This window comes from Corynebacterium confusum, from assembly GCF_030408715.1.
GTDB classification, from domain to species: Bacteria; Actinomycetota; Actinomycetes; order Mycobacteriales; family Mycobacteriaceae; genus Corynebacterium; species Corynebacterium confusum.
The window spans coordinates 107,832-126,954 of record NZ_CP047202.1 but is presented as its reverse complement, the minus strand read 5'-3'; the positions used below and the strand labels follow the sequence as shown (position 1 = coordinate 126,954).

General features: G+C 65.1%; 18 protein-coding genes. 7 read left to right on the top strand and 11 right to left on the bottom strand.

Annotated elements, in window-relative coordinates; translation table 11 throughout:
* Window positions 1-2 precede the first annotated feature (2 nt).
* The 4 genes from CCONF_RS00600 to betA all read right to left on the bottom strand — a co-directional run bounded on the left by CCONF_RS00600 (window position 3) and on the right by betA (window position 3,675).
* Window positions 3-332, bottom strand: a complete 330-nt coding sequence (locus CCONF_RS00600) for a YbjQ family protein (RefSeq protein WP_070768555.1) — start codon at window positions 330-332, stop codon at window positions 3-5.
* Between the two features lie 4 nt (window positions 333-336).
* Window positions 337-1,014 (bottom strand): LysE family translocator, encoded by a 678-nt coding sequence (locus CCONF_RS00595; RefSeq protein ID WP_290224152.1) that lies wholly within the window; start codon window positions 1,012-1,014, stop codon window positions 337-339.
* Window positions 1,015-1,162: 148 nt separating this feature from the next.
* Window positions 1,163-1,801 carry a LysE family translocator gene (locus CCONF_RS00590; RefSeq protein WP_290224150.1) on the bottom strand — a complete coding sequence of 213 codons (639 nt, stop codon included), beginning with the start codon at window positions 1,799-1,801 and terminating at the stop codon, window positions 1,163-1,165.
* Between the two features lie 104 nt (window positions 1,802-1,905).
* Window positions 1,906-3,675 (bottom strand): choline dehydrogenase, encoded by a 1,770-nt coding sequence (gene betA, locus CCONF_RS00585; RefSeq protein WP_290224148.1) that lies wholly within the window; start codon window positions 3,673-3,675, stop codon window positions 1,906-1,908.
* A 324-nt stretch (window positions 3,676-3,999) separates the two neighbouring features.
* Here betA and betT point away from each other — a divergent pair, with 324 nt between their 5' ends.
* Window positions 4,000-6,222 carry a choline BCCT transporter BetT gene (gene betT, locus CCONF_RS00580; protein WP_290224146.1) on the top strand — a complete coding sequence of 741 codons (2,223 nt, stop codon included), beginning with the start codon at window positions 4,000-4,002 and terminating at the stop codon, window positions 6,220-6,222.
* Window positions 6,223-6,314: 92 nt separating this feature from the next.
* Complete coding sequence (locus tag CCONF_RS00575; RefSeq protein ID WP_290224144.1) at window positions 6,315-7,895, top strand: aldehyde dehydrogenase family protein; 1,581 nt, start codon at window positions 6,315-6,317, stop codon at window positions 7,893-7,895.
* A gap of 11 nt (window positions 7,896-7,906) precedes the next feature.
* Here the strand turns inward: CCONF_RS00575 and CCONF_RS00570 are convergent, their stop codons facing one another.
* Entirely contained in the window at window positions 7,907-8,632 is a 726-nt protein-coding gene (locus CCONF_RS00570; protein WP_290224142.1) for an SDR family oxidoreductase, read from the bottom strand.
* Window positions 8,633-8,690: 58 nt separating this feature from the next.
* Here CCONF_RS00570 and CCONF_RS00565 point away from each other — a divergent pair, with 58 nt between their 5' ends.
* A complete protein-coding gene (locus tag CCONF_RS00565) occupies window positions 8,691-9,143 on the top strand; it encodes a hypothetical protein (RefSeq protein ID WP_290224140.1) in 453 nt (150 codons plus the stop codon).
* Entirely contained in the window at window positions 9,140-9,451 is a 312-nt protein-coding gene (locus tag CCONF_RS00560; protein ID WP_290224138.1) for a transcriptional regulator, read from the top strand. Before CCONF_RS00565 ends, CCONF_RS00560 begins: the two co-directional genes overlap by 4 nt.
* Here the strand turns inward: CCONF_RS00560 and CCONF_RS00555 are convergent.
* From CCONF_RS00555 to CCONF_RS00540, 4 genes are all read right to left on the bottom strand, one after another.
* Window positions 9,448-9,666 (bottom strand): hypothetical protein, encoded by a 219-nt coding sequence (locus CCONF_RS00555; protein ID WP_290224136.1) that lies wholly within the window; start codon window positions 9,664-9,666, stop codon window positions 9,448-9,450. The two genes, CCONF_RS00560 and CCONF_RS00555, sit on opposite strands and share 4 nt — an antisense overlap.
* The gene (locus tag CCONF_RS00550) at window positions 9,654-10,238 is read right to left on the bottom strand and encodes a chromosome partitioning protein ParB (RefSeq protein ID WP_290224133.1); all 585 of its coding nucleotides are present in this window, start codon (window positions 10,236-10,238) and stop codon (window positions 9,654-9,656) included. Before CCONF_RS00550 ends, CCONF_RS00555 begins: the two co-directional genes overlap by 13 nt.
* A gap of 213 nt (window positions 10,239-10,451) precedes the next feature.
* On the bottom strand, window positions 10,452-11,000 hold the full coding sequence (locus CCONF_RS00545; RefSeq protein WP_290224131.1) for an NADPH-dependent FMN reductase: 549 nt from the start codon (window positions 10,998-11,000) through the stop codon (window positions 10,452-10,454).
* A gap of 45 nt (window positions 11,001-11,045) precedes the next feature.
* Window positions 11,046-11,723, bottom strand: coding sequence for an alpha-ketoglutarate-dependent dioxygenase AlkB (locus CCONF_RS00540; RefSeq protein WP_290224127.1), 678 nt, complete (start codon window positions 11,721-11,723; stop codon window positions 11,046-11,048).
* Between the two features lie 127 nt (window positions 11,724-11,850).
* Between CCONF_RS00540 and CCONF_RS00535 the strand changes: the two genes are divergently transcribed.
* The gene (locus tag CCONF_RS00535; protein WP_290224125.1) at window positions 11,851-14,109 is read left to right on the top strand and encodes an ATP-dependent RNA helicase; all 2,259 of its coding nucleotides are present in this window, start codon (window positions 11,851-11,853) and stop codon (window positions 14,107-14,109) included.
* Here CCONF_RS00535 and CCONF_RS00530 read toward each other — a convergent pair.
* Window positions 14,106-14,876, bottom strand: a complete 771-nt coding sequence (locus CCONF_RS00530) for a TSUP family transporter (RefSeq protein ID WP_290224123.1) — start codon at window positions 14,874-14,876, stop codon at window positions 14,106-14,108. The two genes, CCONF_RS00535 and CCONF_RS00530, sit on opposite strands and share 4 nt — an antisense overlap.
* 57 nt (window positions 14,877-14,933) lie before the next feature.
* Between CCONF_RS00530 and CCONF_RS00525 the strand changes: the two genes are divergently transcribed.
* Window positions 14,934-15,989: an AbrB family transcriptional regulator gene (locus CCONF_RS00525; RefSeq protein ID WP_290224121.1), complete on the top strand. Its 1,056-nt coding sequence runs from the start codon at window positions 14,934-14,936 to the stop codon at window positions 15,987-15,989.
* Window positions 15,990-15,992: 3 nt separating this feature from the next.
* Here CCONF_RS00525 and CCONF_RS00520 read toward each other — a convergent pair whose 3' ends face one another.
* Window positions 15,993-17,654 carry a DUF885 domain-containing protein gene (locus CCONF_RS00520; protein ID WP_290224118.1) on the bottom strand — a complete coding sequence of 554 codons (1,662 nt, stop codon included), beginning with the start codon at window positions 17,652-17,654 and terminating at the stop codon, window positions 15,993-15,995.
* Window positions 17,655-17,934: 280 nt separating this feature from the next.
* Here CCONF_RS00520 and CCONF_RS00515 point away from each other — a divergent pair, with 280 nt between their 5' ends.
* Window positions 17,935-19,092, top strand: coding sequence for an HNH endonuclease signature motif containing protein (locus CCONF_RS00515; RefSeq protein ID WP_290224116.1), 1,158 nt, complete (start codon window positions 17,935-17,937; stop codon window positions 19,090-19,092).
* The last annotated feature ends 31 nt before the right edge of the window (window positions 19,093-19,123 follow it).

Here is a 19,123-nt window from a genome sequence, read left to right as displayed (position 1 = left end):
GTCTACCGCTGGGGTTTCAGCGTCACCGCGGTGCCCGAGGCCGTGACCATCAGCATGTTGTTGGACGTGCCCAGCACCGTGTAGTCGAAGGCAATGCCGATCACCGCGTCCGCACCCAGCTCCTGGCCGCGGTTCCACAGCTCATTCAGGGCGGACTCGCGCGCCCGCACGGCCTCTTCCTCGTAGCCGGCGGAGCGCCCGCCGGTGATGTTGCGGATGCCCGCGCCGAAGTCCTTCAAGAAATTGATGCCGGAAACGGTCTCGCCGGCGATGACGCGCAGGTACGTGTCGATCTCGCGGCCTTCTACTGTGTTCGTCGTCGTGAAAATCATGCCTTTAGGCTACCCCGATTGCCCCGCGCACACCTTCGTAGAGGATAAACCCGGCCAGCAGCAGGAAGACCACCCCGGAAAAGAGATCCACCCACGAGGAGTGGCGCGACATCCAGCGCGAAAACGCCCGCACGGTCAGCGCGACGGCGCCGAAAAGCGCCAGGGACTCGCCCACCAACAGCACCACCAGCAGCACCGACCAACCCAGGCTCATGCCCGGCTCCAAGAAATTCGAGAAGACCGCGCCAAAAAAGATGACGACCTTCGGGTTCGACAGATCGCAGATAAAACCCAGCCGGTAGGCCTTGCCGGCGGTGATCCACACCCGCGGCGCCGAGTCCGGGTTGCGCTCTTGGAAGGTCTCCGTCTGCACCACGCGGGCGGGCACGCGGCGCTGCGCCAGCCCGGACTTGATGGCGCTGTAGGCCATCCACAGCAGGTAGGTCCCGCCCAGCAGCTGGAGCGTGATGAGAATCCCCGGGTGCGAGTCGATCAGGGCGGACAGGCCCGCCAGCGAGGCCACCACCCAGAGCAGCAAGCCGGTGGAGCTGCCCAAGGCCGCCCACAGCCCCGCCCGGGTGGAGCGGGACCCCAGCCGGATGATCTGGATGACGTCGGGCCCCGGCGAGGCCATGGCCACCAGCCACACCCCCATCAGCGTGAGCAAAGAGACTAAAGACACGCGCACCTCCTGTAGAAACGATTTCAAGGCCCCGACCGCAAATCGGGACCTTGGATGAGCTCTCTTTGGCTCCACAAACGGCGGAGTTGATATTGCCACCGAAGGTACGCGCCATACCACCTAGTGGGAAACAGGTTTGTTTACTGGGCTAATTAACCAGGCCCATGACCCCTTCCACCAGCATGACAAGCCCGAAGATGGTGAAGATCATGCCGGCGACGATGTCCAGCCAGTTGCCATGCCGGGCCAACCAGCGCGCGGCGGTGCGCACGACGAGGGAAAAGCCGCCGAACCAGGCGAAAGAGATGGCCAAGAGGATGAGGCCGACCGCCACGGTCCACAGCGCGGACATCCCCGGGGAAAGGAACTGGGCGAAGACGGCGCCGAAAAATACCAGGGCCTTCGGGTTGGACAGGTTGGTCATCAGCCCCAGGCGATAGGCCTTGCCGGCAGTGAGTACCCCCTGGACGCGCTCGGGCTGCGCGGCCTCGGGCTGGCTCGTGCGCAGCCCGCCGCGCAGGGAGCTAAGCCCCATGTAGATAAGCACCCCGCCACCGATAACCTGCAAACCGCTGAGCAGCTCCGGGCGGGCGGCAATCAGCGCGGACAGGCCCGCCAGGGAGGCCGCCAGCCACACGCCCGTGCCGGTGGCGATCCCGGCCGCGCACAAAAGGCCCGCCCGGCGCGAGCGCGGCGCGGTGCGGATCACCTGCACCACGTCCGGGCCCGGGGTTACCAGCAGGACTATCCACACGCCGATGAGCGTCAGCAGGGAGGCCATGCTCATGGGGTTTCCACCTTCCGACATTTAAGGGGGCAGTCATTGAAAAACCGCCACGCTGCCGGGGTGGCAGGTGACGGTTTTAGTGTAGCGGAGCGTTTTCCGTGGGCTTACCAGGCGCCCTCGATGGCGTCCTTGTGGTCACGGACCTTCTCGCCCTCGGCGTAGAGCGGCATGTCCTCGCCGGCCTTGTACCAGGAGGTGTACTCCGGCTCCAGCGGGGTGCGGCCGGCAATCAGGTCGGCGGCCTTCTCGCCCACCATCATGGTCGGGGCGTAGATGTTGCCGTTGGTGACGTTCGGGAAGACACCGGCGTCGGCGATGTAGAGGCCTTCGATGCCCCAGACCTGCATGGTCTCCGGGTCGACGACAGCCATCTCGTCGTCCTTGGAGCCCATCTTGGTGGTGCAAGACGGGTGCAGCGCGGTCTCGCCGTCGTTGCGGACCCACTCCAGGATGTCCTCGTCGCTCTGGACGTCAGGGCCCGGGCTAAACTCACGGGCGCCGACCTCCTCCATGGCCTTGGTGTCCAGCAGGGAGCGGGCCACGCGCACGGCCTCGACCCACTCGCGGCGGTCCTGATCGGTGCGCAGGTAGTTGAACAGGATCTCCGGCTTCTCGTGGATGTCGGCGCTCTTGATGCGCACGTAGCCCTTGGTGTCCGAGAACATCGGGCCCACGTGCCACTGGAAGCCGTGCTTGACGTCGGCCTTCTGGCCGTCGTAGCGCACTGCCATCGGCAGGAAGTGGAACATCAGGTTCGGGTACGCTTCCTTGTCGTTGGAGCGCACAAAGCCGCCGGCCTCGAAGTGGGAGGTGCCCACCGGGCCCTTCTTGGTCAGCAGCCACTCTAGGCCCATGAACGGCCAGCGCCACTTGTCCAGGTACGGCTGGGAGGAATCCGTGTTATTGGTCAGCTCGTACTGGATGTAGACCTCAAGGTGGTCCTGCAGGTTCTCGCCCACGCCCGGCAGGTGCTTGACGACCTCGATGCCGTGGGACTCCAGCAGCTCGCGGTCGCCGATGCCGGAGACCTGCAGCAACTGCGGGGTGTTGATGGCGCCGGCGGACAGCACGATCTTCTTGGCGTAGACGCGGTGGACGCCGCCTTCCCACTCGTATTCCACGCCGATGGCCTTCTGGCCGTCGAAGAGGACCTTGGTGGTGAAGGCGTGGGTGCGGATCTCCAGGTTCTTACGCTGCTTGTTCGGGTGCAGGTAGGCCCGGGCCGCGGACCAGCGCTTGCCGTGGCGGATGTTGCGGTCGAACGGCGCGAAGCCCTCCTGGCGGTAGCCATTGACGTCGTTGGTCAGGTTGTAGCCCGCCTGCTGGACGGACTTGAACAGGGCCTGGAATAGCGGGTTGGTGGCCGGACCGCGGGACAGGTAGAGCGGGCCGTTGTGGCCGCGGCGCGGATCGTCCGGGTCGGCGCCGGTGGCGGTCTCCATCTTCTTAAAGTACGGCAGGCAGTGGGCGAAGTCCCAGTGCTCCATGCCCGGGTTGTCAGCCCACTTCTCGTAGTCCATGGGGTTACCGCGCTGGAAAATCATGCCGTTGATGGACGAGGAACCGCCCAGCAGCTTGCCGCGGGCGTGGTAGACGCGGCGGCCGTTCATCTCCGGTTCCGGCTCAGACTCGTACATCCAGTCGTATTGCTTGGCGCCGATCGGGAAAGAGAACGCCGACGGCATGTGAACGAACAGGTCCCACAGGGAGTCGTTGCGGCCGGCTTCCAGGACCAACACGCGGGTTTCGGGATCTTCAGTCAGTCGAGCAGCGACCACGGAGCCGGCGGAGCCGCCGCCGACAACAACCACGTCGCTTACTTCGTCAGTTACCTTCTTCGAGTTATTCTTAGTCACCTTGTCTAATAGACCCATACGGAAAGCACTTCCTTTCTTCGCGGTGTTCAGAAATGCATATTATGCAATCAGTGCATGGACAAATACGCATTACTCCGCTCCTACTTACATAACGAGCCTACCTGAGAAGCTTGCAATTTGCCCAGAATAAGATAAGTTTGACGTGTTCCATACAGGTATTTTCGATAGTGTCTTTGTCCCTTCCCACCCTAAATGTGCTCGGGTTTTTGCGCCGTTTCGAATATATGAATCAAATATGTTTGAGCGTTTAGCCTTAAGCCCGTCTATGTCCGTTTGGGCTTCGGCGCGGCCAGGGCGCTAACAACTTCAGAGGAGTGATCCATGGCGAATTTCGATCCACATGATCCTGAATCGCCCCAACCTGCCAACGCCGAACCTTCTTCAGAAGGTAAGGCGCGCACCAGACGTCGATCGCGCTACCAGGTTCGCGCCCTGGTAGGCAGCTACAAGGCGGAGACCGGCTCCGATGTCGGCGCCGACAAGGTCGAGCCGCCCAAGACGAACTGGCCCGTCTTCATCGTCTCCAGTGTGCTGATCATCGCGATGGCGCTCTACGCCGGTTTGGGCCGCGAACACGCCGCCAACACGCTGGCCAGCGTTACCGGCTGGATCAGCACCAACCTCGGCTGGTTCTACATCCTGACCGCGACCATCGCGGTCGTTTTCGTCCTCTACATCGCGATTTCCAGTTCCGGCAATATCCGCATGGGCCCGGATCACTCGCGCCCGAAGTTCAACACCTTCGCGTGGGCTTCCATGCTTTTTGCCGCCGGTATCGGCGTCGACCTGATGTTCTTCGCCGTGGCCGAGCCGGTGACCATGTACCTGGCCCCGCCCACTGGCGATCCGGAGACCATGGAGGCGGCCAAGGAGGCCGTCGTCTACGCCATGTTCCACTACGGCCTGACCGGCTGGGCGCTCTACGCCCTGATGGGCATGGCCTTCGGCTACTTCGCCTACCGCCTGAACATGCCGCTGGCCATCCGCTCCGCGCTGTACCCGCTCATCGGCAAGCGCATCCACGGCCCAGTCGGCGATGCCGTCGATGTCGCCGCCATGCTGGGCACCGTCTTCGGCGTGACCGCCTCCCTGGGTATCGGCGTGGTGCAGCTGTCCTACGGCATCCACCTCATCTTCGATATCGACCAGGGCCTCGGCCTGCAGTCCGCCCTCATCATCATCGCGATTGCCATCGCTACCCTGTCCGCAGTCTCCGGCGTGGACAAGGGCATCCGCTTCCTGTCGGAGCTCAACGTCTTCCTGGCCATCGCACTAATGATCTACATCGTGGTCTTCGGCAAGACGGCCTACCTCTTCGACGCCATCGTGATGAACGTGGGCGACTACGTCTCCAAGTTCCCGTCCTGGACCATGGACACCATGGCCTTCACGGATGATCCGGCCGCCACCTCCGAGTGGATGCAGTCCTGGACCCTGTTCTTCTGGGCCTGGTGGATCGCCTGGGCTACCTTCGTAGGCCTGTTCCTGGCGCGCATCTCCCGCGGGCGCACCCTGCGCCAGTTCATCTTCGGCACCCTGACCTTCCCGTTCCTGTTCATCCTGATGTGGATGTCCTTCTTCGGCAACACCGCCCTGGACATGGTGCGCTCGGGTGATTACCCCGAATTCACCGAGAACGCGGTCAACATCCCGGAGCAGGGCTTCTACGACATGCTGCAGGAGTTCCCGGCCTCGGGCTTCATCATCCTGCTGACCACGGGCATCGGCCTGCTGCTTTATATCACCTCGGCCGACTCCGGCGCGCTGGTGATGTCGAACTTCACCTCGAAGATCACCGACAGCCGCCAGGACGGCACCCGCTGGCTGCGCATCTTCTGGTCGATCGCCGTGGGCCTGCTGACCCTGGCCCTGCTGCAGATCGACGGCATCGCCACGGTGCAGTCCGCTACTGTGGTCATGGGCCTGCCCTTCGCCGTGGTCATCTACCTGGTGATGTTCTCCCTGTGGAAGTCGCTGCGCCTGGAAAACGTGCAGAGGGAGGCGCGCACCACCGCGCTCCACGGCGTCATCTCCGGCCGCACCGACCGGATCGCCGCAGACGACAACAGCTGGAAGCAGCGCCTGGATCGCGCCAATGCCTACCCGACCAAGCAGGACATGGACACCTATATGCGGGATACCGCCGAGTTCGCCCTGGAAAAGGTCGCGGTCCAGATGCGCCAGCGCGGCTACGACGCCATCCTGCTGACCAGCGAGCTGCCCGACCTGGAACTGCCCCAGCTGGACCTGCAGGTCACGCTGCACAACGAGCGCAAGTTCCGCTACCAGCTCTTCCCCGTGGCCTCCGAGTGCCCCGAGTTCCTGGCCGGTGATCAGAAGGAATACTTCCGCCTCGAGGTCTACGATCTCACCGGTTCTTTGGGCTACGACGTCTACGGCTACAGCGAGAACCAGCTCATCAACAACGTGCTGGATCTCTACGAACGCCACCTGGCCTTCCTGCACATGCAGTCCGAACTCCCAGGTGAGTCCGATGTTTCCGACGGCGCCGAGCCCGAGCGGATCTGGCGCGAGGATAATTAGTTCTGGTAGACCGGAAAGCGGAACCGAACAAATTCCCTGTTTGAATACGAATGCCGGCGCCTATTAAAGAGCCGACAAGAAAGGATGCTTTGTTGAGCACCCAGAACGCACTGTTTGATCCTTCTACGACGGAGCTCCTCTCCGGCGTCCACACGGGCGACGGTCCGAAGTCCCTATTCATCGATGGCCAGTGGGAGGCCGCTGCTGGGGGCGGTACCCGCACCATCACCTGCCCGGCCGACGGCACCGTCGTCGCCGAGGTCTCCGAAGCCACCGACGAGGACACAATCCGTGCTATTAAGGTCGCCCGCCGCACCTTCGATGCCGGCACCTGGTCCTCCGTCCCGGCCATTAAGCGCGGCAAGCTGCTGCTGCGCGTGGCCCAGGCCATCCGCGACAGCCAGGAGCTTTTCGCCAAAGCGGAATCCGCCGACACCGGCAAGCGCCTGGAAGAGTCCATAGGCGACATGGAAGACATCGCCGGCGCCTTCGATTACTTCGGCACCCTGGCTTCCCACCAGGTCGGACGCGTGGTCGACCCGGCGGACCCGAACGTGCGCTCCCGCATCGACGCCGAGCCGGTCGGTGTCTGTGGCCTGATCACCCCGTGGAACTACCCGCTGCTGCAGGTGTCCTGGAAGGTCGCCCCGGCCATTGCCGCTGGTAACACCTTCGTCCTCAAGCAGGCGGAGCTGACCCCGCACACCGCCATGCTGCTCATGGCCGTGCTGCGCGATGCCGGCCTGCCGGACGGCGTGGCCAACCTCATCACCGGCGCCGGCGCCAACTGCGGTAACCCGCTGTCCCAGCACCCGGACGTGGACATGGTCTCCTTCACCGGCGGCCTGGTCACCGGCAAGCTGATCGCCAAGAACGCCGCGGAGACCGTCAAGCGCACCGCGCTGGAGCTGGGTGGCAAGAACCCAAACGTCGTCTTCGCCGACGCGGACTTCGACGCCGCCGTGGACAACGCCCTCAACGCCGCGTTCTTCCACTCCGGCCAGGTCTGCTCCGCGGGCTCCCGCCTGATCGTGGAGGAATCCATCCACGACAAGTTCATCGAGGCTCTGGTCGAGCGCACCAACAACATCAAGATCGGCGGCCCGACGGACGACAAGGCCGAGACCGGCCCGCTGATCTCCGCTGAGCACCGCGAGAAGATTGCCAAGTACGTGGACCACGCCCGCGAGCAGGGCGCCTCCATCCTCACCGGCGGCCGCGCGGCCACCAGCGAGGACACCAACGGCCAGCACGGCACCGGCAACACGGACCTGGGCGCCGGCATCTACTACCTGCCGACCATCATCGATGACACCACCCGGGAGATGGACTGCGTCCACGACGAGGCCTTCGGCCCGACCGTGACGGTAGAAACCTTCACCACGCAGGAAGAGGCCATCGAGATCGCCAACGACACTGAGTACGGCCTGGCCGGCGCGGTATGGACCACGGATGCGGGCAAGGCCGAGCAGGTCGCCCGCGGCCTGCGCCACGGCACCATCTGGATCAACGACTTCCACCCGTACCTGCCGCAGGCCGAGTGGGGCGGCTACAAGCAGTCCGGCAACGGCCGCGAGCTGGGCCCGACGGGTCTGGAAGAGTACCAGGAGCAAAAGCACGTCTACCAGAACCTAACCCCGGCCGTTTCCGGCCAGTTCGGTCTGCAGAAGTAGGCTGTAAGTTCCTAGCTCTGGGTGCGCGGCTTGACCGTCATTACGTCGATGTTGACGTGGGCGGGCAGGGACGCCACCCAGCGCACCGCCTCCGCGATGTCCTCGGCGGCGAGGTTGAGCTGGCCGTCGTAGACCTTAGCGGCGCGCTCCTCGTCGCCGCTGAAGCGGACGAGCGAGAAATCGGTGGCCACGCGGCCCGGGTCGATCTCCGTGATGCGAATGTTGTGGTTTTCCAGTCGCAGCGCCCGGGAGATCACCCGCACGCCGTGCTTGGCGCTGTTGTAGCCGGAGCCGCCTTCGTAGACGCCCCAGCCAGCCACCGAACCCATGTTGATGACAAGCCCCGAGTTATCCGGGGCTTGTTCCAGTTTCGGCACCAGCGCTTGCAGCATGCGTACCGTGCCCAGCACGTTCACGTCATACATCCACTGCCAATCCTCTATCTTGGTGTCGACTAGAGGCTCCAAGCCCTTGGCGCCGCCGGCGTTATTGACCAACAGGTCCACCTGGTCCACCTGGGCGGCGAGCGCGTCCACAGACTCCTGGCTGGCAACGTCCAGCTCAATGGCGGTGCCGCCGATTTCTTCCGCGAGGGCGTCTAGCCGGTCCTTGCGCCGCGCCGCCACGATCACGTGCCAGCCGTCGGCGGCCAGCGCCCGCGCGCTCGCGGCGCCAATCCCGGAAGAGGCTCCCGTCACGATTGCTACTTTCTTGTTGCCGCCGTCATGATTAGCCATGTCCCGCAGTGTAGCAAAGCCCTTGCTTTCCGGTACGGAAAGTGTCATACTTTCCACTATGGAAAACAATGAGAAGAAGCAGGCCACCGAGGCTCTGTCCTTTAACGAATCCCTCGCAAAGAAACATACCGCCCTGCTCCCACCCTGGATCGCTTTTTGCCTGGCGTTGACCTACCTGGCGGCTTTCTTGCTCATGGCGTTTAAGTCCCGCCCTTGGTGGGCGCTCCTCATCGTCGCTGCCGTTATCCTCGTCGCCGCCTTCCTCATGCCCCGGCACTACCCGCGGGTGCGTCAGTCTTACCGCCAGGATCCCTTCGCCGCGCCCTCCGCGGACAAGCGCTACTGGCTGGGATTTTTCTGCCTCTACTGGCCGATGTCCGCTTTCATCTTCGCCCATGACCTGCCGGCCTGGGCAGTGCTGCCCCTTGGCTTCCTAGCCTTTGCCAGCGTGTGGTGGGCCCTGGGTAGTGGTGCTTTAGATCTCAGCTCCCGGGAGCGGAATCATTCATGAACGGCCAGCTCGATCCGGTCATCCACCCGCTCAACCGGTTTAAAATCTGCGCCGTACTCAACGCCTACGGCGCGACCGAGGGAGCAGTCAAGCAAGAGATGGAGTTTTCCTCGCTTGCCCGGGAGGTGGGCTTAAGCCCGTCCACGCTCTCCAAGCAGCTCAGCACCCTACAGGAGGCAGAATACGTCAGCCGCTTCCGCGAATACGGCTCCACGCGCGGCAAGGACACCGTGTGGGTAAGCCTCACCGCGCGTGGTCGCGCTGCCTTTCAGAAACATCTCACGGCACTCAAGGACATCGCCGGCTAGTGGGCGCGGAAGGAATAACTACCGGTCAGCCCGTTATGAATCTCCACGGAATAGCTCTGCCCGTTAGCCTCGGCGCCCTCCACGAGGGAGTCCAGCTCCTGCGCGTTGTAGTAGCGGCTTAGGCCCAAGTACAGCAGCAGCAGCAGGAACAGTCCCACCACGACGATCGCGGCAACCACCATGGGGGCGTCTCGAGTCGTTTCTACTTCTGGCATTCGAAGCGGTAGCCTCCTTCATTCTTAGCTGCTCCGGAATCGGTGGTACCCTCCACGCCGGCGGAATCGCGGCTGTCAACCACCGGGCTGCCGCCGTTCTGGTAGCACTGGTTAATCAGGTTCTGCTTTTCTGCATGGGTAGTGTACATCGAGTAGAAAATCAATCCGCCACCGGTGAGAATACCCAAGATGGCCACGCCTCCCCAGATGATGGCGGGCGCGATCCGGAAGGAGACCCCGGAGTTGTCGCTATCCGAGTCGCGCATCTCGTCCGGCTCGTAGCCGTTGTCGATCAGCACCTGGTCGATCTGCTCGTCGGTCAGATCCGCCAGGCCAGCCTCTACCTGATCAACCTCTTCGGCGGTGACGCGGTCGTGATCGATCTTGCCTTCATCGAGCCGGATCTCGTCCTCCCCGGCGTCGTAGTACATCGCTTCGGCCAGCACCAACGGGCCCTGGATGTTGGAATCCAGCTCGTTGGCCTGCGCTGCCGGGGCAGCAGCGCCGGTGGTCACCATTGCGGCAGCCAGCGCGCTGGCGATGCCCTTCTTAGGGTTGAACGGGAAGATCACGGAAAGTCCTTTCTACTCAAAAAAATAACGGTGTCCTGGGCCAGCGAATGCCGTGGACATCGCCGACCGCAGCCACCGTAACAAGCAGTCAGGCACCCCGCAGCGCGGCTGCCAGCGGCTTTCTCGTGCTGGGGGTGAATCCGCACCCTTTGATACATCAACAAAGCCTATATTTAGGCTTTCTAAAAACGAAGCAGTACTCCGCTGGGGGTGTTATTTACCCAGCGCATCCTCCAGCTCGGCCAGGATGTTGTCCATGCGCTTGGTCTTGTCCTCGTCCGGGGTGAACTCGCCGTAGGTGAAGTCGGAGAAGATGGAGACCTCCAGCTGGTTGCGCAGCTGGGCCATCTGGAAGTTGCTGACCACCAGGCGCCAGGCCTCGACCGCGCGGATGGCGCCGGAGGCGCCGTAGCCGACGAAGGCGACCGGCTTGCCGGCCCACTCCGCGCCCAGGGAGTCGTAGGCGTTCTTGAAGGCGCCCGGCACGGAGTGGTTGTACTCCGGGGTGACGAAGACGAAGGCATCGCAGGCATCGATAGCCTTGGACCACGCCTGCACGTTGGCGTCGTCGTACTGCTTGTTGGCCGCGCCCGGGACGGTGGCGGCGGTCAGCAGCGGGACATTGAAGGCGGCCAGGTCGATGAGCCCGTAGTCCACGCCCTGCTCGGCACGGTCGCGGGCAATACCCTCGACCCAGCGGCCGACGGCTTCGCCCAGGCGACCTTCGCGGATAGAGCCAATGATGATGCCGATCTTTGCCATGTCGGGCTTCCTTTCAGTTCAACGGTTAAGTGTTTCTAGCACAGCCTACCCGGAAAAGACCTGCCGCACCGTGACATTGATTCGGCCCTGCGCCAGCCCGCAGCCTTCCGGCGCGGTGCCGGGGCGAACCTCGGGCACCCCGTGGAAAGCAAAACGCTTCGGGCCGCCGAAGACGATGAGATCCCCGGAGGCCAGCGTCACCTCCTCCCAGGGCCGGTTGCGGTTTTCCGTGCCTCCGATGCGAAACAGCGCCTCCTCCCCAATGGAAAAGGAGACGATGGGCGCGCGCGTGGACTCGTAGCGATCCTGGTGCATGCCCATCTGCGCGCCCGGCGGGTAGTAGTTCACCAGGGCCATATCCGGCAAGTAGCTTTCTGCCCACGGGGCCAGTTCCTCGGCGAGGGCGGCGGCGCGGGAGACGGCATCGATAGCCGCCTGCCGAAGAGCCCCTGGCAGAGCCGGGACAGTGTGGCCGAATTTCCGATCCACGTAGCGGTAGCCGTCATAGTCGAAGTAATGCCCCAGGTTCAGCATGTGCACGCTCATGCGCCCGCCGGAGGCCAGCTGCGGCCGCTGCATGGCAAAGGGCGCGCCGCTGGCCCGGCGCGCCAGGTCCCGAAACCGCGCCACCCACGCGTGCTGCTCCGGCGTCGACCAGTAGCCCGGAACGTGCGCCACCCCGGGCGCGACCTTGGCCGCGGGGCGCTCCACCTCGAAAAGCATGACACCCAGTCTGGCACAACCAGCGGCGCGATAGTTGGCACAATAGACAGCATGACGAACAAGGACGTGCCGGACAATTCCCTGGTGCTTGGCTTACCCGGGCGGGTCGTGCGTAAGCTTGGATGACATGTTCGACATCGCACGGATCGGCCGCGACCTGCCCGTGGCCGGGGTCATTGACCGCCTGCCCAAGCTAGTCGATGCCACCGGGCGCCTAGTCATCCAAGCCCCGCCCGGCACCGGTAAGACCACCCTGGTCCCGCCCGCCCTGGCCAACCACTGCGGGGGCAAGGTCATCGTCACCGCGCCCCGCCGCGTGGCCGTGCGCGCCGCCGCCCGCCGGCTGCGCCACCTCTCCGGAGCCCCGAAAGCCGTCGGCTTCAGCGTCAAGGGCGAGCACCAGCCCGGCACCCACGTCGAGTTCGTAACCCCGGGCGTACTCCTCCAGCGCCTGCTGCGGGATCCGGATCTGGAGGGCGTGTCCGCCGTCGCCATCGACGAAGTCCACGAGCGCCAGCTGGATACCGATCTCATCCTGGGCATGTGCCTGGAGCTAGCCGAGCTGCGCGACGACTTCCGGCTGGTAGCCATGTCCGCCACCCTGGAGCGCGACAAGCTCACCGAATTCTTAGGAGCCGAAACGCTCAGCACCCCGGCGGTGACCTACCCGCTGGATATCTCCTACCGCCCGCACCCCGGCCGCAGCAGCTGCTCCCGGGAATTCCTGGACCACCTGGCCCGGCTGGCGCAGGAGCAGGTGTCCGCCACCGGGCACTCCGCCTTGGTCTTCGTGCCGGGCGTTCGCGAGGTCGAACACGTCGTCGGCCGCCTGCCCGGCAGCTTCCCCCTGCACGGGAGGCTGGATGCCCGGCAGCAGGACGCGGCCCTGCAGCCCTCGTCCACCCCGCGGATCGTGGTCTCGACCTCCCTGGCCGAGTCCTCCCTGACCGTGCCCGGGGTGCGCACTGTCATCGACTCTGGCCTGTCCCGCGTGCCCCGGCTGGATGCCAGCCGCGGCATGACGGGGTTGGTCACTATCAGCTCGGCCAAGTCCACCGCGGACCAGCGCGCCGGCCGCGCCGGCCGCGAGGGCCCGGGCACCGTGGTGCGCGCCTATTCCGCCGCCGACTACGAGCACGCGGCCGAGGCCATCACCCCGGAGATCCTTACCACGGATCTGACCCAGGCCGCCCTGCAGCTGGCCTCCTGGGGCGACTGCCCGCTGCTCGATAGCCCCCAGCCGCAGCACCTGGCCCGCGCCCGAGAACACCTGGAATCCCTCGGCGCCCTGCGGGGTGGCCACCTGACCCAGCTGGGTAAACGCCTGGTCCGCCTGCCGCTGGACCCGCGCCTGGGCCGCGCCCTTATCGAATGCGGGCCGTCCGCCGCGGCCACCGTCGCCGTGCTGGCCGACGATCCCCGCGGCGACATCGCCCGCCAGCGCGCCCCTAAGTCCGAATCCCAGCGCCTGGCCAAACTGGTGAGCACTGGCAGCGGCGTCAGCGATCCCGGCGCCATCACCGGGCTGGCCTTCCCCCGCTGGATCAGCCGCCGCGTGAAAGACGACACCTACCTGCTGGCCTCCGGAACGCGGGCCTGCCTTCCCCACGACCTCGGCCTCGACGGTTCCGAGTGGCTGGCCACCGCGGTCGTGACCCGCTCCGCCGAGGGCGGCACCATCCGCGCCGCCGCTCGCCTCAGCGAAGAAGACGCGCTGAACATCATCGGCGTGACCGAAGAACTGGAGACCGACTTCGTCAAGGGCAAACTGCGCGCCCGCCAGATCCGCCGGGCCGGGCAGATCGAGCTCAGCTCGACCCCGACCCAGCCCAGCCCGGAGGCCGCGGCAGAGGCCCTCACCCGCCTGCTCGAACGGACTGGCTTAGAAATTTTCCACTTCTCCGACAAGGCGCAGCGGCTCTTCGACCGCCTGGCCTTCCTCCACGCGCGCCTCGGCGATCCCTGGCCGAATCCACAAAAGGCCGATCCGCAGTACTGGCTGGGCCCGGAGCTCGGCGACATCGTCCGCGGCAAGCCCCCGCGCGAGGTCGACATGTACCCGGCGCTCCAGCGCCTGCTGCCGTGGCCCAACGACATCGATGCCGCCGCGCCCGAACGTCTCACGGTCCCCTCGGGCAAGCGCCCACGCATCGACTACGCGAGCGGCCGCCCCGTCGTGCGCGTCAAGCTCCAGGAGTGCTTCGGGCTGCATTCCTCCCCCGAGATAGCCGGCCTGCCTGTCCAGTTCCACCTGCTCTCCCCCGCTAGCCGCCCGCTCGCGGTCACCGACGACCTGGCCAGCTTCTGGTCCGGCCCCTACCAGCAGGTGCGCGCCGAGATGCGCGGGCGCTACCCCAAACACGCCTGGCCGGAAGACCCGTCCTAGCCCCACTGTTGCCACGCGAGGTAGCAGCTCATGACCACCACGAGGGTCAGCAGGGCGTAGCGGATAAGCCTCGTACCCCCGCCCAGCACCGTGCGCGCGCCCAGCTGCGCGCCGGCGATATTGGCCACCGCCAGCACGATGCCAAGCGTCCACCACACGTGCCCGCCGACGATGAAGACGACCAGCGCGCCCAGGTTCGTCGCGGTGTTGACCACCTTCGACATCGCCGCCGAGCGCAGAAAGTTCTGGGAGAAGATGGCGGTAAAAGCCATGATCAAAAACATGCCGGTACCCGGCCCGAAGATGCCGTCGTAGAACGCCACCGCGGCAGTCGCTAAAAGCGCCGCCCAGGACCGCCAGCCAGAGTGGATCCCCTCGCTGTCGCCGCCGCCGAAACTCGGCTTGAAGGCAATGAACGTGCCCACGGCGAGCAGCAGAACAATGATCAGCGGCCGCATCACGTCCTCGTTGAGCAGCGAGGCCATCAGCGCGCCTACGCCCGAGGCCACCGCCGCCAGCACCGCCATCGGCACCAGCTCCCGCGCCGGCGGCCGCACCTTGCGCACCAGGGTTACCGCCGCCGATGCCGTGCCCGAGACCGCCGCCACCTTATTCGTCGCCAGCGCCGTGGCCGGGGCCACGCCGGGAACCAGCGCCAAGATCAGGGGGATGAGCACCAGCCCGCCGCCGCCGATGAGCGCGTCGATCCAGCCGGCCACCCCGGCCCCCACCACGAGCAGTGCCCAGGTTCCCGCGCCTACTTCCATGGCAACAGTATAAGGCCAATAGTATAAAGGGGATCGAATTTACAAGGAGGTGCCCGCATGCCGTTGGCAGTGCGCTGGATTATTGTCGCGCCCGCCTCCGTGGGCCTCGGCTGGCTCTTTGACCACTGGAACGTGCCGGCGGCCTGGATCGTGGCCGCCATCGTGGTCTCCGCCGGCATGGCGCTGGTGACCCGCAAAGAGCTGCCCGTCAACCGCCACGTCTACGCGCTCAGCCGCGGGTTCATCGGCATCCTGGCCGCGATCCCCCTGACCACGGTGCCGCTGTCGCGCATCGTCGGCTTCCTGCCCGCGGGCGTCGTGGTCTCCCTGGTGACGGTGCTAGTCGGCGTCGGCGGCGGGCTCCTCCTCCACCGCGCCCAGCCGAAGGCCGTCAACCGAGACACTGGCATCCTGTCCATGCTGCCCGGCGGGGCGTCCATGATGCCGGTGCTCGCCGACGACCTCGGCGCGGACTACCGCTACGTGGCGCTGACCCAGTACCTGCGCCTGCTGACCGTGTCCATGACCCTGCCGGTCGTCGTCGGCTTCCTTTCCACCCCGGCCGAATCCCATCCGGTCGACGCCCCGCAGCCAGACCAGCACTGGTGGATGATCCTGCTCGTGTTGGCCATCGCCTTCGCCGGCGAGCCCCTCGGCAAGTCCCTCCGCCTGCCCGCCCCGAGCGTGATGGGACCGCTCCTGCTGACGGTGTTGGCCTCGTTGTTCCTGCCCGGTGAGCTCACCCTCCAGCCCATCGAGCCCTTCCGAATCTTGGCGTTCATGTCCATCGGCTGGGTCTGCGGCGGCGGACTGTCGTGGCCCGCCCTGCAGCGGTTCGCGGCGCAGCTGCCCGCCACCGTGACCTATATCGTCGTGGTCATCGCCCTGTGTGCGGCCACCGCTTGGCCGCTGACCTGGACGCTAGACATCACCTATTTCGAGGCCTACCTGGCAACCAGCCCCGGCGCGCTCGAGACCGTCCTGGCGCTGTCCTCCGAGGGCGGGGCCGGGCCAGCCGTGGTGGCCATCCAGCTCATCCGGCTCATCATCGTGCTGGTGATTGCCGGCTACCTGCCCCAGCTCATCCGCCTCTTTACGCGGAGGAAACGCTAGCGCCTAGTCGAGGACGGTCTCGCGCAGGATAGACATCGGCACCGAGCCCAGTGCCAGCGCCTCGGCGTGGAACTCGCGCTCACTCATGCCCTGCGCGACTGCCTCGTCGCGGGTCTGGCGCCACAGGCGCGCACCCAGCGCGTACGACGGCGCCTGGCCGGCCCAACCCAGGTAGCGGTTGACCTCAAAAGAGAGGTTCGCCGAGTCCATCGCGGTGTTTTCCCGCATAAAGGTGTGCACGTGGGACTTGTCCCAGACGCCGGAGCCGTCCGGCATCTTCTTGCCCAGGTGCAGGCCGATGTCCACGACCACGCGGGCGGCCCGCAGGCGCTTAGCGTCCAAAAGGCCCATCCGGTAGCCGGGATCATCCATGTAACCGAGCTCCGCCATGAGCTCCTCGGCGTAGAGGGCCCAGCCCTCGCCGTGGCCGGAGTTCCAGCACACGCTGCGACGCCACAGGTTCAGATCCGGCTCGACCAGGGCCTGACCGATCTGCAGGTGGTGGCCCGGCACGCCCTCGTGGTGGACCGTGGTCAGCTCCTGCCAGGTGTGGAAAACGTCCTGGCCGGCCGGCACCGACCACCACATCCGACCGGGACGGGAGAAGTCATCCGCCGGCTGGGTGTAGAAGATGCCGCCGGTGCCCGCCGGATCGATGCAGCACTCAATCTCGCGCACCTGCTCCGGCACGTCGAAGTACTTGCCGTCCAGCTCCTCGATGGCGCGGTCGGCCGTGGAGTGCATCCACTCCACCAGCGCGTCCTTGCCGCGCAGGAGGTAGCGCTCTTCCTGGTTGAGCTTGCGCATCGCCGTGCGCACGGTGCACTCGTTGCCGTAGAGGCTATGGGCGATCTTTTCCTGCTCGACGTTGATCTCGTGCAGCTGCTCCAGGCCCCAGCGATAGGCCTCGTCCACGTCCACGACGTCGCCCACGAACAGGTGGGAGAACAGCTCGTAGCGCTCGCGGCCGAACGCGTCCGAGGTCGGCGCCTGCGGCTGCAGGTCCGTCGACAGCCAGGCAGAGAATTCTTCGAAAGCCTGCTTGGCGTGCTCCACCTCGACGGAGTCCTCGGCCAGGCCGAGCTCGTCGAGCATCGAGTCGCTATCCGTCAGCGCGTTGCACTGGCCGATGACCTCATTGATCTGGCGGTTGGCCGCCACCAAGCCGTGCGATGCCGCCTCCGTCAGCGAGTCCCGATAGCCCGCCAGCGCGCTGCCCACTTTGGACAGGCGGGAGCGGATGGCGTCCAGGTCCTCCTCGGTCTCCTGCGGCATGAGCAGGAGGGTGTCCCGGATGGTCTGGACCGGCGAGGCGATGTTGTTGAGCAGCCGCAAGTCCTCCATGCGGTGGTGCATGTCCAGCTCCAGGCAGAGCCGGTCGCGCAGCACGGCTGCGGTCACGTAGTCGACGTCGTCGAAGTCGTCCTCGTCGTCCGACTCGTCCGTCGAGTCATCCAGGGCGTCGAGATCCGCAATCATCTCGCGAGTACGGTCCGCCACGGCTTCGTAGTATTCGGGCGAGAAGTCCTGCAACTCACCCTCGTAGCCCGCAACGCCCCACGCCGTCGCATCGGTAGGGGTCAGGGCTGCCAAATCAGCTGCGAAATTATCGCACGAAGCGTCCAGAAGGGAAGGCTGGCGCTCGGCGTTATGCTCGGAACTCATGATTGGGAAGTCTAGCCACTTTCCCTACTTCACCGCCACCTGGCGCGGCGCAGGGAGAACGCTGAATGCTTCCTGCCCCGCCAAAGTCGCCCGTACCTGGTCTTTTCCGGCTGCCCGCAGGAAGATAACACTTAAGCATCAGATCCCGGGCCATTCTCCTTTGAAAATTCAAACATGTTTTCGAAAAGGTTTACTATGGGGGTTGCGGTGCGGGTTTGGGAATTTATTATGGGGGTTGGGTTAGAACATAGTTACGACATAATCATTCGGGGAGAATGTCATGGACCCTTATTACACCGTCAATACACCGAACTGCCCAATCGCCCACGACGCCACCCAGATCCGCCGCGTTGACTACCACCTGTGGCAACGCCTCCGCCCGCCCATTAACGAGGATTGCGAGACCACCGTCGGCAACCTCGCCGCGCGCACCGGCCTTTCTTATACCGCCTGCCTCAACCGCTGCTTAGCCCTCGAACGCCTCGACACCCTGCCCCAGCTCAAAGAAACCGTGGAAAGACTCCAGCACATCGGTTTCAATTACCTCACCCTGATCGACCAGGTCTTAAATAACCTGGGCGAGCCCACCCAGGACGTTCTAAAACGCATAGATACTGAATTAAACAAATACCTCAACCCTGCCCGCCCAGGCCAGCGCCTGCCGTCCTACGCCAACCTGCGCCGCAAGCTCAACAGCCTGGTGGCCACAGAACAGCCCGAAGACACACCGAAAGAATCGGCCGATACCTCCGGCCCAGACGGCGGCAACTATTCCTGCGAGTCCCAGTCAGGATCCTGCGCCGGCATCTACGCCGACTACGACCCCGCAACCACCGCCCAACTAGACGACGCCATTTCCCGCACCGCCAAAGAACGCGGCATCAGCCCGGCCGCCGCGCTCGCCGGCCTCATCCTCGGGGAATACTCCTCCCCGCAGGTGGTCCTCAACCTCTACCAGGCCAGCGACGTCCCCAATGCCCCCATCTTCGTCGCCGGATTCGGCTGGATTAGCCACGAAAGCGGGCAGAAGCTGGCGGACGCAGCAACCACCGTCCGCCACATGTCGGACATCGCGGAAAAGCGCAGCCGCAACTACGCGACACCGAACGACATCAAGGCCTTCGTCAACGGCCGCGACGGCACGTGCCGCTACCCCGGCTGCACGGTCAAGGCGGAACGCTGCCAGAAGGACCACTGCGTCGACTTCGAAGACGGCGGCCCGACGGCCGCGTACAACCTCGTCAACCTGTGCCAGCACCACCACAACATCAAGACCGACGGTCGCGCGACCTACGTCATCGACCCGCACACCTCGGACGTCATCTGGTTGTTCAACGACGGCACCTGGCAGGCCACGGGCCCAGAGGGCCCGATGTCCCCGCGCTCCTGCAATTGGTTGCGGACGGTAGAGCAGGTCATAGCCGGGCGGAGGGGGTGATGTCGAAAAATCTGACATTTTCGCACCAAAG